The sequence below is a fragment of the Myroides sp. ZB35 genome (genome assembly GCF_001865835.1).
Lineage (GTDB): Bacteria > Bacteroidota > Bacteroidia > Flavobacteriales > Flavobacteriaceae > Flavobacterium > Flavobacterium odoratimimum.
Genome location: NZ_CP017769.1, coordinates 3,605,154 through 3,620,497, shown reverse-complemented (window position 1 = coordinate 3,620,497; position 15,344 = coordinate 3,605,154). Strand labels below are relative to the sequence as shown.

The window sequence follows — 15,344 nt, the reverse complement described above, 5'->3', positions numbered from 1 at the left end:
CTAAAAAGTATAGGTTATTCCCAACTGAGGCTTTATATCTTCTATAAGAGATACAAATGATTTGGACTCAGTAATGGGGATTATATCTCGTTGTATCACATTTTGATTTGTCAAATTAATGGTCTCTATTAATACTGCTGTTATAGGAGTGCTGTGATAGCCGTTTTGCTCTTGTCCTACTGCTTTTGTATCCATCAATAGGTGTACCCACGCTCCTTTAGTGAAAGAATCTGTATCTATATATAATAAAGAAAAATCATGAGAGTTATAACGATGGCTTATTTTTTCTAAATAACTCATGCGATCTGGCACCGCCTTTTTTTCCAAAATTTCGAAATAATTTGTTTTTTGGTTTACTGTACAACTGTCGATTTCCCAAGCGCCATCTTTTGTATGTATGGCAATCTCTAAAATATCTTCCTTATTATTAGGTAAAAAATTTATAATGGTAAACGCACTACTAAGGTCTATTTTTTCCCTTTGTTGGTTAAGTAAACTTAGAAGTTTCTTAATAGTTGCTTTTCTTTCAGTTGCTTCAGGAGTATAATGAAATCTTGTAGTGAGTGAATAGTACTCAAATATTACGTTGCACTTTACTATATTCATTTGCTTATTTATCGCTTCTTTTGTGTAGTAATCTGTTAATGCCTTTTCATATTGTATATGTATTGGTTGGGCATAAGATACCCCTTGCTCAATTCTATTTTCAGTTTTTAATATTTTGGCATCAAAGTATAAAATCCATCTTATTTCCTCTAAATTTTTATCATACACAATAACGGAAAACATGTTAGGATTCATATTACCTGCATTAAAGAATCGTCTAATTTCTGTTACTTTAAGCTGTCCTTTAAATTCACAATCAAGATAGGTCTGTATCAAAAGATTTGCTTTTTTCCTAGACATACCTCCCATAAGAGTAGATAGGTTATTTACAGCGAGTATTAGTAAAAGCAAAGGAATTCCAATAATTAATAAGGGCTTTATCATGTTTATTAAGTTTGAAGAAAAGGTATGATACTTCTCTGAGAGTTTATATCACGGAATTCCGTGATATAAATAATTACCAAATTTAGGTCTATTAAGTCAAATCTAAAGAAGAGATCTTTGAAAAAGTATTAACAGGAAAATAAGTACCAATGGGATTACAAGAAAAAAGAGCTTATACAGCAATTGAAGAACAGTATGTGACTGAATATCAAAAAGAGCTAAATGCGCTTGTAGATAAAGAATTACCAATTCAAATTAATTGGGATACGTTTGAATTAGAACATATTAAATTTGTTCCAAGTGTGTGTTTGCAACGTCTAATGGATGCTATGAAAGAGCTGTGTAAAGATAGTTTTGGAAAAGAAGCAGTACAAGAGTCAATCGATAAGATTGAGGTAAACTGTATTGCAAACGAAGGAGCTGAAGAAAATAAAAAATTAGAGTTAGTTGAAAATGTATTTATTCTCACTGCTTGTTGGGGTGGACATCATAGTGGTTTTTTTACAGACTTGGTAATTAGAGAGTTTTTAGAAGGAAAACTATAAAAAATTGCTTGAAAAATAAAAGTCAAACCAGAGTTAACTTTGTTTCACTTGGAATTGTTTAGGGTGTAATAATGGGGGGAATTCCCCCCATTTGCTTTACTATAAAGGGAAGGATGTCCCTCAGGTTTATATTCAAGTTAGCAGAATCAACTCAAAATAATAGAAATTATGAATACAGAAAATTTCCCAAAGTTACTAGAACATATATTGTGTAAAAAAGGTGCAACGCTAGAAGATATTAAAGCTTTAGCAGAAGCGGGAATTATGACAAAAGAAGATTTTGTGATAATAGGTGATACGCGTACTTTGATTGAAATTACGGCTATGAATGTTGAAACTGCACATATTATAATGCAATGGGCTTTAGGTACTCAGGCTAGTACTGGGATAGGTGTTGCCGAATCTATAGCTAAACAAGAGGCAGTGGTGATTGAGAGTGCGGATATTGTAAAATGTACTCATTGCCAAGCCAAGCAACCAAAAGACTATAAAGTGGGAGATTTGTGTTTGTCTTGTGGTCTTCAAGCAGAGCCTGTTCACAATTGTTATTGGTGTTTAAGTACGGGACCAGGTCAATTTTGTCGTACCTGTGGAGCTGAGTTTGTCGCTTCCTCTGATTACGAGGTAGCTTTACAGCTAAAAATGGAAGGAGAGTCAAAGTCGTCAATAGGTAAGCTAGTTAAAGAAATGACAGCAATTGAGAAAGAGAACATTTGGGCAAAAATTAGAAAAGGTAGATAGAAAAATAGTTCGTATAGTATGGCAGTTATCACTTATTGTGAATCATGTTCTACACCACAGCCAGTTGATTACCAGCCAGGGGATATATGCGTGGCTTGTGCAGGTAGTGTCCGTGTAGATGTACGTTGTGGCTGGTGTGTTTCTCTTACCCCAGCTCAGGGGAATTTCTGTAGAGGATGTGGAAGTAAGTTAGTAGAGGAGAAGCACTTTGGAGTAGCAAGGATTTTAAAGAGTTTGGGGTATAATCAAGAGCAAATACCTGAAAAGATACACCAGCTTTCCGAGGGTGAAGTTACAAAGTATAACGATGAGTTTTATAAAAACTATCGAGTTATACAGTATGCAAAGGAACAACTGCAGTTGTTAGAACCCTATTTGTTATTGCCTATAAATGAGGCTGTAATAGCTATGGAAACTGATCTTCTAAACTATATTCCATATTCAAAGCAGATACTAGATGAATATGAGGATTTACTATCTGAGCCAGCTTCACTGGATTCTTTGTTGAAGGAAGAAACTTACGGTATTCACCGTATTGTTAGACAATTAGTAAATCTAGTTCAGTTAAAACAATATCCTCTTGATGAGCAGGTCAATAAAAATATTCATTTGAAATGGGCGGATTTAACTACTGTGTTTGAATATGAATTTGTTCGTATAGAAGGCTTTTTATGGTTTGCTCATCCTAATAGTTTCCAAGGAAACTTTAAAGTGGATCAGGCCTTTGAACACCTTATTCAATGTACATCGGAGAAAGACTTAATTGAAGTCTATGACAAATTAACTGATCGACTAAAAGATACAAATAGGCTTAAGCCTTATTTAGATGTAGCTCGTCTTCATTTATATTCTTTCCTTAATCGAATAGAAGAGCAGGAGCCGACTCGTCTTTTTGATGCGATATCAGCTTATACGACGCATACAGATTACGATTTAGCCATGAGTAGTGCGCTAATCATCGATGATCAAATTAGTTTAGCCTCATTAACGGCTAAGAATAGAGGAGCAGCTACGACAGGATATTACTATTTGCTTTATTATGGAGAGGAGTACTTGATGCTTCAAAGCTTACAAGAGAGCGGTTTAAATTATTATCAATTTAAAGGTTTACTTCAATTTGTAAAATATAACAAGTATTTACAAGATCAAGGAAATACAGATGTATATACAAGGCAAATAGTTGTAAATGAAGCCATCAGTTTATTACTTAAGAAGTTCAATTCGCATGTCGTATTTGATCGGCATACAGATACTTTTTCTGACAATGAACTATATTCATGGGTTGATCTTATTAGTCTTTATGATAATACTGAGGTGGAGTTGGATTACTCTGGTTTTGTAAGTTTATTGATTAACCGTAATCTTCGTCATGCTCTAATTCAGTTATTAGAAGAGGCACCAGCACATTTAGTGTTTACTGATGAACTTGCAAAGGAATTATATCTTGTAGGTAATGAATTTGACAATACTTTAGACGGATTCAATCTTATTGCAGGTTGGAGTAAGGTCTGTGAGTTGGGGTATTTTCCAAGTGAAGATATTGTTGATCGCATGCTTCTTTTTATAGATGATAACTATAAAAATTACACTAGTAGCGAGGAAGAGAATGCCATACGTTTAATGGTCCTCAATGTATTGAGTGTATTGGTACAAGAAAGTTCTAGACATTCTTATAAAGTAGTTGTTAAGCTTATAAAGCTGTTGTTGATCAATGAAGATACGTCCAATACATGGTTGCCTAACGAGGAGCTTAAAAATAGTGTTTTAAGTAGTCATTATTATGTGAAAATACACGATGATTCATTTGAGTATAGACCTTTTGCAACAACTGATATTTTCATCACTGATTTCTTTAGAGGAGATTGGCACGCATTTACAAAAGCTTTAACAACAAGTTTAAGTATTGGCAAACGATATGATACCTCACCTTATAGTATATTGTTGTTTTGGATTAGTCAATCTGGTCATTATTTTGCAGATGTATTGACGAAAGATATGACCTTATCTCAATCTATTTCTGAAGTATTAATCGAGAGCCTTATTGCTTTAGATCAAGGAGAAGAATTGTTATGCCTTCAAGATAGTGATAAACAATATCCTTTATTGGAGGTTCTTTTTAATGATTCTTGGGATTATCGACAAGTGTATTATTACAGTCGTCGTCCTGATAACCTACCTATAGAGTTGGAATATAAAATGCATGCAGCATTTGTTTCGTGGTTATCTTTGGATATAGAAGAAAAACTACTTTCTGAGTTGTTTCAAAAAATTATCATTGTTCAATTTCAACAAAAGCCAAGTGGACAATTGCCTATATGTTTATTGATCTTATGGTTTATCTATAGTGATCGAATCAATTATAAACCCTTTGTAAGTCAATCTATAGCTTTATTATTTGAAAATATTGAAATAGGTCCTTATGAATGCAAACTGCCTAAGTTATTGACGGCAAAGGGTGTAAACCAAGAAGTAGAGGGACGAGAAATATTACAAACTGTTTTTTACAATACAGATCAATGGTTAGATTGGTTAGATAATCGCACAACAACGGGAAGTATAAATGAACCTATCCATCAGTTTATGTTGTTGGTATTACTTGATTTTGGAAGTGATTTAGAGGCGTTTATTCAAGCGCCACGAATTACAACCGACGATTTAGAGATACCTACAGAAGAACAACATAAAAGTAATAGAAGTATTCTATTTGGCTATTTAAAACAAATGGTAGCTACATTAGATACAATAGAGGAAGTTAAGTTTAGGTCGTTATATGCCAAGAAGATATTAAAGATTGTTGAAGACTTCTACTATGAGGATAATTTAGAAGATTGTATTGATATAGTAACCTTAGTGAATGATAGTTGTGATGATTTAAATGATGAGTGTGATCAAGTGGAGATTACTTTACGTATTGATAAATCAACAATAAATTGGTTTACCTTGCATACAGGGTATATGGCATTAGAAGATTACTTACTCAGTGAAGGAAAGCATGATCGTTGGGTGGGTAAGTTATTAAAAGATTATAGAAAAGATGCCTTTAAAGTAATGACAAGCGATGCGCTGACTTCAGAGCAAGTTAGTGTTTTAGCAGACTTATTATTACGATGTTTAGGTAAAGAGCATTGGATGGTTGATATCAGTTATCAAACAGAAAAGGTCTTTAGATTGGTTGTAGATAATCTTGGCGATATGCTAGAAGAACTTCCTCCTGAGAAATTTGATCCTGATTTTGTTATTTATATTGACAATTTTATTCAAAAAAACAGTTATTGGTCAAACTATTTAGATCGTTTAGCGGTAGCTGTTAGAGAATTAAAGAGGTATTATTTTGAAGATGTAGAGCAGCAAGAGGATTGGTCTTATGGTGATCAGCAACAAGAGCAAGATCAAGAGAGCATAAGTCAAGTAGTAGTGGACGAAGATCAACAGTACTCTTCTGACCAGGAAGAACAAGGTGCTGCTACAGTATTGTCAGATGTAGAGATAGCAGGGGTAATGATGAGTTTTTCGATTGACAAAGAAAATCTATTAATGATTAGTAATCATTTTAACGATTATACTCGTAGCGCTATTGACAATCCAATTGTCTTTTCTCCGATATTGACCAATGTGGTTGGTGTAAAAGAATTTTTGGCAGTTAATGTTGATCTAGCTATAGAGTTTTATCAAAAGCTATATATGATTGTATTAGATCCACAGACAGCCCCATCAGGTATTTATCCATCGATAGGTGCGATGGCTCGTATGGTATTTGCACAATTATTACACGGTACGATGTATAGTGGAGCTTATGCAATAGGGGTAGAAGCAATGGTTCAGTCTGGAGTCTATACAGCTGATTATTCTCAAGCATTAAATGTATTAGTCAATCAATTAAAAGCATAATTATGAGTGAATGTATAGCATTAAGTAGTTTTTTAAATAATCCAAAATCTATATCTAACGGTCTATTGTTGTATTATTTTCAAGACGTTTTATTAGATACACCTTTTGGTTTAGATCCGAATAATGAAGAACACGTTTATGATGTACAAAGTTTTATGCAAATGCATCAAATCAAGAATAGTAAGTCGTTTCGTGTTTTCTTACATAATTTAAAAAAAGGAGAGTATTTTCATGCCAACGTAAAAGATATTATTGAAGAGATATATCACCTAGATGAGGTTGCTTTTGCAGAGCATGTAGAGCAACTAGAAGGGGCTTACCTAAGAAATAGATATCGTTTATTGTATCCACAACGCTATGCTATTGTAGGTTATGGTATTTTAGGATTTAATTATGCACTCTATAGTTTAGTTTGTAGAATAGGTGGAGTGTTGGGATATATAACAAAGAAGGAAGTTCATACAAGGCATTGTGAGTTATTTGAATATATCTCACGTGTATTTGTAAATGGAAGAGAGTTACAAGAAAATATAATGTTGGGAATTCAATTTTATGAAGCCTCTTTACAAGCAAGCCCTACTAGTTTTTCTCGAAAAGGAAATTATTGGAATATAGTACGCGAGTTACAAAACGATCAGCTAAATAGTAATCATAATTTAAGGAAAAACAGAGATGAATTTTAATGAGTTAGTTACTTTTATTGCTCAGAGTATTAGTCAAAGAGATTACCAATGCTGTGAACAAACTTTGATTGAAGGATATGAATATCTTAATCAAGAAGAGAAATCACCAGTAGAAAGTGTAGAAGAAGTCTCTTTTTATCGTCTTTATATTGAGTTTTTTACCCGATTTATTGGTTCGGATAATTTCGATTATGATAAAGTAATTAATGCCCTTTCTGTTTTAGAGTATTATGGAGCAGATCAGCAGAGAGAGTTTGAGCTTATCGGTGGGTTAGAGCAATATTGTGAGGTTGCTTTTTATGAACGAGCATTGGATTATCACCCTAATAGTATGGCTCTTCTTTTAGGGTATGCTAATAAGATGGAAGAGATACAAAAGTACGATGTAGCCATTGGATGCTTACATCACGCTTTATCTGTATATCCAGAAGCAAATAACCTTCGCCTTCGCTTATGGGATTTACAAGTGAATTATAGTAAACAACTATTAAATAAAGATATTCTTGAAGAAGCAGAGATTGATGTTCTTGTAGATTATGCTGTGCGAACACAAGTACAGAGTGTCATAGAAGGTTTACTAAATCAAGATCGTTATAATTTATCTGATAAGCAAGTAAATGAATTATTAATAGCGCAGTATGTAGCCAACGACACTTTCGATTTAGAGGAGTGTATTTCTTTATGGGAACAAAAGTGGAGTAAAACCTTGTTGAGTGTTCAGGCGGGAATATATCTCGTTGATTGTTTTCATAGTTGTGGGATGTTAGAACAGATGTCAGAAGTTTTAGAAGTAATAACTTTTAAAGAAAAAAGACCTGTTGATATGCGTGAGCTGACAAAAGAATACGTCGAAGAGTTTTTTCAGTCATATAGTCGTGAAGATAAAGAATTAGTTGTGAGTTATTATAATTATAAAGCGATCTATCACAAGTATCAATACGAGTTAGAGCTAGCATTAAAGTATATCAATGTTGGGAAGATAGTGGTAGAAGATCACCCTAGCATATTACTGACAGAAGGGAGTATTTTAACTATGATGTTTAATCCAGAAGATGAGACAGTATTAAATGTTTTGATGGAAGCAGCTAATAAAGGGGCTAGTTTGCTTAATTATCTCCTTGCACTAGCACATTATTATACTATGATGGGAAATTTTCACCAGGTTCTTAGTTTAGTGGATTCTTATCATGATTATGCACTTGCTACGGGTGAATCCTTATATCTTCAGGGGAAGGCATACTTTATTTTAGGTCAGTATGGTCAAGCCTTAAAATCATTAGAAACAGCCATGAACTTAAAGGAAGATAGTCCGTATCGACTAAGTATAAACTCAGTTTTACTGACGACGTGTAAGTATTTGAATGATACACACAAGTTTGTAGAAGCTTTACAGTATAGACTTTCATGTTTTCATGTTTCAAGACCAGAACATTGGGAGGCGCGTAATTATTATGTGGTATTCCTTTATGAAATCAAAGCTTATAAGGAGTGTGCAAAACTAATTGTTCAATTATATCAGGTCAATCAATTATCTAAGAGTAATGAAGCAATCTTGTACTATCTTATAGATAATGAGTATTTGAGCAAGTCGCAAATACAATTGCCAGAGGTAACAGAATCTATGCTTGTACCAGACCCAAAAAGTTTAGAAGATTATCGAGCTAATGCACTTTACTATTGGATTATGGGTAACAATTTAGAATCGGCTAAGGCTTTTGAAGCTGCAGCTGATTTAAGTTATGAAAAGGGCTTTTATTTGGCGAGAGCGTATTGGCGTACAACTTATGATGCGTCCTTGTATGAATATTCATTAGCCTTAATAGAAAGATTAAAAAATGAAGCAGTGGAAAATGTAGATTATCAAATGTTGTATTGGGAACAAAATATATACTTTAGAAATGATCTAGCCCAGCCAGCCTATGATAGCTTTAAAGAGTTAATTACCAAGTTTCCTGTTACCACAATGCGCAAAGATAGCAGCGTTAGTCATTATGCAATACGACAAAAAATAAATACAGAAAAATTGGGTAATCAGTCAGAATGTAACCGATATCTTAGTATGTATACTAGTGTATTTCGAGAGAAATAAACAATTTCACTATTGTAGAACGTCCGCTGATAAAAAATAAATTATTTTTACTTCACTTAGTTAATGATTAATGATTAAACACTTATATTTTGGAACTGTCTCCATTGATATTACGACAGACTTGTCTAATCTAGACCAACAGTATAGTAGTTTTTTTAAAATTTTATTCTTGAAAGCAGGGAGCCAAATACAAATTGATTTTACCAATTATACTTGTGAACAAGATGCATTCTTTTTTTTAATGAAGAACATGCCTTTCAAATTCTAGATCAATCAAAGGGAAAATTAATCTATTTTCACGCTGATTTTTATTGTGTAGAAATTCACGATCAGGAATTAGCGTGTGACGGAATTTTGTATAGTAATGTATTAACAACTCCCTATGTCTATTTAAAACAAGAACAAAATGAAGTATTGTGCAATCATATTCTTGAAATTGAAAGAGAAAAAGATTTAGCTGATAGTTGGAGTGAAGAGAAAATTAGAATATTGATAAAATATATTATTATTGAGGCAACTAGGACTTGGGTAAAACGAGAAAATAACAATACGGGAGTGTTATCTGAATACCAAGAATTTTCAAGAAAATTTAATCAATTAGTAGATCGGAACTATATGAATTTACATAAGGTAGGTGATTATGCAGCACTACTAAATGTGACTACTAATGTTCTAAATAAGCGTATAACTGAAGGTTGTGGTATTTCTCCAAGTTGCGTGATTGTTAATCGTCTTATACTTCAGGCAAAGCGCTTGTTGGCTTATAGTGATTTAAGTGTAAAAGAAATTGCCTTCTCTTTAGGATATGAAGATGTGTCTTATTTCAATAGATATTTCAAGATTCAAACTAGTTATACTCCCTTAACTTTTAGACGTAATCAAGAACTGTCTAAGCGACCTTATTGAGCTGTTTGTTTTTAAAGGCATTATGTCAGAAATAAATCTTTAATATACTGAATTTCAGTTTTTTTTACAAATTATCCCGTCCTTTATTTATTTTAAAAATCAACTAATTAATACTTTTGTCGTGTACTAAGAGATATGTTTTTGAATTATTTTGTGTTTTGATATTTATTTCTGATTAACGTATTTTTACCTAATAGTAAAAAGTAAGTATTATATGAAAAAAATGTTTTTAGGCCTTTTCGCCTTGTTTATTATGACTTCTTGTTCTACCGAGAGCAATGATGCTGTAAATGTTGGTAAAGAAACTCCTGAAGTACCAGGTGAAGTGGTAACTACTCCTTTTGTGGAAGGAAAGATGACTATGAGTCTTTATACTAAGGAAATAAATGTTGGCGGACTATTGGATAAAATAGATTATTCAAAAGGGGACGTGTATGGACAGTTCCAAACACTAATGACAAATTTGCCAAAAGATGAAAATCCTTTTTTAGCATGGGGAGATTTCTTTGATAAGAAACCTATGGCTGCTTTTGCATTAATGTTGAGTATGACCAAGGCAGATTACTATGTGAAAAATAGTACAGTCTTAGCTAAAGCGAAGGGGGTAACTTGGCAGATGGATCATTTTCACAGTGAAGATCAAGATCAAGCGTCTGTTTACTTAAAAGCAATGGCTCCTGCTACTGATATGCCAGTTGAAAATCAAACAGCTTATGCTATATATACGCCTTCGAAAGGAGAAACTTATACAGAAGGTAGTACTATTGACTATAAGGAGTTTAATAGAAGAAAATTAGATAAGGTAGCTTATGTAAGCAATTATGCTTGTGATGTGATTGAATATACACGAATTAAAGCGCCTTCTGATCCAAATAATGAGTTTTCATTTGGTTATAACAAGTTGTTGGTTTATACTTCTCCACTGTTTGACAAGACTATAAACTTTACTCATTCTACATATCTTCCGGAGGATGGAGGTATTCTGAAAATTGAAATGTATGTAGATGGAATAGAAGAACCTTTTATGGTTTTTCAACCTGAAAAAGTAGAAGCGAAGACCATTGCAGATAGTGAATTAGAGACTAGAGTTTCTACACCAGTTTATGCTATTGACGATTTAGAATTTAGTGCTAAGGTACTTGGAATTATGTTTGCTCCTACAGATGAGCAAACTGAAGAACCTTTTCTTGCAAGTAAATCCTTATAATTAGGTATTCTGCATATATTCTGTTTTCATAGGGTAAGCTAAGTAAGAAGTGAATAACTAGTTTTTTAAATTCTAGTTATCTTTTTAAATAGTTGTTAGATAAGTAAACTCCCGTATAACTAATGATTCGTTATGCGGGAGTATTGTATATACAAAAGTATTTCTTTTTGGTAATAAGTCTTGTTATTTTTAGACTAATCTTCATCAGTGAACCACTTGACTAGATCAGTGTATCCATCAGTGATGAGGTTGTTGTAATATTTAGGGTTCATATTGGCTCCACTAAATTTACTAATAGTATATTGTAATTTCTTCAATTTAAGTGATCTAAATGAAGGAGGTATAGGTTCGCTAAAGTCACACCCTTCAATACTAAGACGTTCAAGGTGCTTAAGTTCTAATAGGGACTCTGGCAATCCTTCTGTATCAAAGTTGGTAAGGTGTAGTGTACACAATTCTTTAAACTGACCGATATACGTTGGTATCATGTCTATTTGATAGCCTGATAGGTAAAGTTCTTCTAGTGGTAAACTTGTAAGTTCTTGAGGCACATAGCACAACGAGTCGTTAGTTCCTTGTAGCTTAAGTTTTTTGAGTTTAGGGTATTTAACCAAAGCATTCGCACCAGCTAATCCGAACTCATAACACAGGGATAGATCTACAACCTCTAAATTTGGCGCGTCTAATTCTTCTAATGTCGGGATTTTGGAATAGGACAAGTCAACTACCTTTAAAACAGGTAATTGGACAGCAGGGAAGTGATCATAGCCTTTGAGTCTAATCGACTCTAGTAATGGACTATGTGTCAAGAGTTGGTCTAAGTTGTCAATCTCAACGTTTTCCAACTGTAAGGTGCGTAATTTAGTCTTATGATCCACTTGCAAATGCTGGCGACCATCAGGTATGTTAGCATTGCTTTTTATCTTTAATAGCGTTAGGTTTTTACAGTTTACCAAGGCGCTAGTCAATAGTTCTATTGGTAAGTTGGTGTACAAGCTAACCAGGACATCAGGTTGAGGCATTAGGCTAGTGAGATCTTCTATTTCATAGGTGTCGTTTTTTAATGGGAAGTACAAGAGGTCTTCTGTAGTTATATACTTGAATAAATCACTGTGTTTTTCAACCTTACAGTTTTCAAGCGAGGCTTTATTTATGTGAATTACTTTGTCAGATATCTTGATCTGTGCACAGTTTACGATTTTAAGTTCCCCTATAACACTAGGCAAATGAGCAGTATCTATGATCAAGTTGTTAGATTGTTCTATGGATACAGATATAAGCTGCTTGATATGTCCAAGTGACTCTGGTAATTGCTCAGCCTTGTAGTTAGCAAATTCAATGTGCTCGAGCGAGGTACATTGCTCTAGATTTTTTGACAAACCACTAGCATCATTCAGGTTGCCAAACTTAACACTTGTTAGTTTATTGAATTTGGACCAAGGCATTTCTATCTCTGTAAGGTTCTCCATAGTAGAAAAACTTAACATTTCTAAGTTGGGAAAAGATTCAGGGTTTTGACATAGATATATTAATATTGCCTGGTCTGAAACTACTAGGTTTGTCAGTGAATCAAAAGTATATTGTTGTTCTAAGTTGATCAATTCTCCAGAAAAGCAAGTAATCTTACTATTAAAAATTACCTTAGGATGAATTAGCTGGAGTCTATCATTTTTCCAAAGGCTCAACACAGTTAGGCTAGGTACGTTTAACTTGTCACTTATTGTAGTAAAATCTGGACATTTCATAATCTTGATTTTGTTAAGTTCAGGGAGTGTATTTAGTTCTTCTCCGATTGATTGAAAAGTGCTTACTAAAGAAAACTCTATTGATTCGATACTTCTAGGTAGTACGGGTAGTGTCGAAGTAGGCCAATTGGTGTCCATACACTTTAAAGACCTTAAAGCGGTTAGTTTTGTAAAGTCAAATTCGATATGTGTCAATTCGGGAAGTTCCAATTCCAAAGACTCTAGTGTCGTTAAGGTCTCTATTGAGTTTGGAAGTATAGTATATTCTCCTTCAATGCTTAGCTTTTCAAGTTGAGTAAATTTGTCAAAAACATCAGGTAGTCCTTGTTCAAAGTTTAAGGTTTCGATGTTGATAATTCTAACTGAGGGGAATCTCCCTAGTAGCATTGGATTTTGAATCAGAGTAGTTGGGTCATGACTATCCCTAACGTCAAGTACATCAAACCCTAGTTTACTATACATAAAATCAACATCTAAATCATCTGATATATTGGCATATTCTAATAAGGTATTAAAAACCTCGTACCATTGGGGAATACCAATTGACTTGATTAGTTTTTTTCGAATTTTGAAGGCTTTAATAACTTTCTCACTAGCATTTTGCTCTAAAGTTTGTCTGATTTCTTTAACTGTGTTTGTGTCTTTGCTACATTTTCCAATCAAAAATAAATCATTGATATAGTCTTTAGGAAAGTTAGTTTGACTTTGAATAGTAGCATAGTATTCAGGTAATGATTCAATAAACTTATACATATTATTTTTTTCTTTTTTCGTTTCTGATTTTAAAATTATTTTTGGATTTTGAGTAATAGTATAAATCAGTTAATGGTAAAAAATATTTATGGATCAAAGTAAATATTTTGTTTAGACATATTATTCACTGAATTAGGTGATATTAATACAGGAGTTAGAAAGAAGTAAGTCGATCTTTTTGAGTTTTTATTTAAACTATGTTATTGATATATAATGTATTATTTAGGGTGTGATTTTAAAATAGTGGTACATCTAGTATGGTGTATAAACAAAGAAAAATTTAATAAAAATGGGGAGTTTATTTAGAAATGTGGGTTATGTTATAGCTATTGTTTTAACAGTGCTTTGTGTCTTGGGAATGCTACTTAGTTTCTTTGACTTTAGTAGAACAAATGAACGGGCTGCAGCCAATATAATATCTTATATTGCAGCTCCTATGTTATTTTTGATAATAGTAATTATTACTTGTACTATTTTAATGATTGTTAATCTTATTGACGGACAAACTTTATTTTATGATTTTAATCGTTTTGTCAAGTTTTTTAGCTATTCAGGTTTAATCGTAGCAGTTTTATTTTTATTAAGTTTATTGAGGCTATAGTAGTAAAAAAGAGAAAGCCCAAAAGACTTTCTCCTTTTAAAGACAACTAGTAAATAAGGAGAACTAGTTTAGTGCTGTAAATCTCTAATATTGAATAAAATTATTTTTATCTAATTTAGAATTACAGTAGTAAAAATAAAGAATGAGATTTCTCACATTCAAAAATAGTGAAATTAATAGGTTAATGGTATTAATTACTGTTTTTTTATTCGTGAATTCAACTTTTAAATACTGTTGCATTTACTTATTGAATCTAAGATTGAAATAATTTTGTGAATCAAAAAAAATACGCTAAAATGAAATTTAAAATTATGTTTTTGTTAAGTTTATGCTATACCATTTTATTAGCAAGTTGTGGTTATAAGAATACAATTCAGGATGTAGTGCCTAAACATGATACTTTTAAACTAGAATCAAATCAATTAAAAGAAGAAAGAACTATTAATGTATGGACACCAAAAAATTATGAGAGTACTCAGGATTCTTTGTCCGTAATCTATATGGCTGATGGAGGAATAGGAGAGGATTTTCCTCATATCGCATCTACCATAGAAGAACTTATAAATGAGCAAAAAATTCCTGCTGTAATCTTAGTTGGAATTGAAAATACACAAAGAAGAAGAGATTTGACAGGATTTACAACTGTTGCAAAAGATAAAGAAATTGCACCAGAGGTAGGAGGTTCTAATCAGTTTAGAGCCTTTATTAAAGAAGAGTTATTTAAGGAAATCGATAAAAGATATAGAACCAAAGAAGAAAAAACGATATTAGGAGAATCTGCTTCAGGTTTGTTTGTGATGGAAACCTTTTTTGTTGAACCCGCCATGTTTGCAAATTATATCGCCTTTGACCCTTCATTATGGTGGAATAATCATTATTTAGTTAGAACCGCAAAAGCTAGTTTAAATCAAAATAATGCGGTAAAAAGAAAGCTTTGGTTTGCAGGATCGAATGCTGCTGATATTTCTCTCTATACAAATAAGTTGGCTACTATTTTAGCAGAAAATGAAAATAAGAATTTAGTGTGGCACTATGTAGATGAGCCAAATGAAGGACATACAACTATATTTAGAGCAACTAAAAAACAAGCCCTAATTTGGATATTAAATAATTAAAATAGCAGTAGTTTAGTATTTTATAATAAGATATGGATAGAGGTATTAAGAAAAAGACATTTTTAAATTTTGTTGGACTTT

11 protein-coding genes are annotated in these 15,344 nt (G+C 32.7%); 9 read left to right on the top strand and 2 right to left on the bottom strand.

Annotated features, from left to right (window positions below; genetic code table 11):
- Window positions 1–990 (bottom strand): hypothetical protein, encoded by a 990-nt coding sequence (locus tag BK054_RS16005; RefSeq protein WP_071307534.1) that lies wholly within the window; start codon window positions 988–990, stop codon window positions 1–3.
- 149 nt (window positions 991–1,139) lie between these two features.
- Here BK054_RS16005 and BK054_RS16000 point away from each other — a divergent pair, with 149 nt between their 5' ends.
- The 7 genes from BK054_RS16000 (at window position 1,140) to BK054_RS15970 (ending at window position 11,049) form a co-directional block, all read left to right on the top strand.
- Entirely contained in the window at window positions 1,140–1,535 is a 396-nt protein-coding gene (locus tag BK054_RS16000; RefSeq protein WP_006263926.1) for a hypothetical protein, read from the top strand.
- Between the two features lie 168 nt (window positions 1,536–1,703).
- The gene (locus BK054_RS15995; RefSeq protein ID WP_006263924.1) at window positions 1,704–2,276 is read left to right on the top strand and encodes a hypothetical protein; all 573 of its coding nucleotides are present in this window, start codon (window positions 1,704–1,706) and stop codon (window positions 2,274–2,276) included.
- Between the two features lie 18 nt (window positions 2,277–2,294).
- Complete coding sequence (locus BK054_RS15990; RefSeq protein WP_071307533.1) at window positions 2,295–6,164, top strand: hypothetical protein; 3,870 nt, start codon at window positions 2,295–2,297, stop codon at window positions 6,162–6,164.
- A gap of 2 nt (window positions 6,165–6,166) precedes the next feature.
- Window positions 6,167–6,847: a DUF1266 domain-containing protein gene (locus BK054_RS15985; protein ID WP_071307532.1), complete on the top strand. Its 681-nt coding sequence runs from the start codon at window positions 6,167–6,169 to the stop codon at window positions 6,845–6,847.
- Window positions 6,837–8,936, top strand: a complete 2,100-nt coding sequence (locus BK054_RS15980; protein ID WP_071307531.1) for a hypothetical protein — start codon at window positions 6,837–6,839, stop codon at window positions 8,934–8,936. The genes BK054_RS15985 and BK054_RS15980 overlap by 11 nt, the downstream gene beginning before the upstream one ends.
- 615 nt (window positions 8,937–9,551) lie before the next feature.
- On the top strand, window positions 9,552–9,842 hold the full coding sequence (locus BK054_RS18685) for a helix-turn-helix domain-containing protein (protein ID WP_232234298.1): 291 nt from the start codon (window positions 9,552–9,554) through the stop codon (window positions 9,840–9,842).
- A 214-nt stretch (window positions 9,843–10,056) separates the two neighbouring features.
- Window positions 10,057–11,049, top strand: a complete 993-nt coding sequence (locus BK054_RS15970; protein ID WP_071307530.1) for a hypothetical protein — start codon at window positions 10,057–10,059, stop codon at window positions 11,047–11,049.
- Window positions 11,050–11,243: 194 nt separating this feature from the next.
- Here the strand turns inward: BK054_RS15970 and BK054_RS15965 are convergent, their stop codons facing one another.
- Window positions 11,244–13,547, bottom strand: coding sequence for a hypothetical protein (locus tag BK054_RS15965; RefSeq protein ID WP_071307529.1), 2,304 nt, complete (start codon window positions 13,545–13,547; stop codon window positions 11,244–11,246).
- 289 nt (window positions 13,548–13,836) lie between these two features.
- On the opposite strand from BK054_RS15965, the gene BK054_RS15960 reads away from it, so the two are divergent.
- Both BK054_RS15960 and BK054_RS15955 read left to right on the top strand, forming a co-directional pair.
- Window positions 13,837–14,148, top strand: a complete 312-nt coding sequence (locus BK054_RS15960; protein WP_006263914.1) for a hypothetical protein — start codon at window positions 13,837–13,839, stop codon at window positions 14,146–14,148.
- A 296-nt stretch (window positions 14,149–14,444) separates the two neighbouring features.
- The gene (locus BK054_RS15955) at window positions 14,445–15,263 is read left to right on the top strand and encodes an alpha/beta hydrolase (protein ID WP_006263913.1); all 819 of its coding nucleotides are present in this window, start codon (window positions 14,445–14,447) and stop codon (window positions 15,261–15,263) included.
- Window positions 15,264–15,344 lie beyond the last annotated feature (81 nt).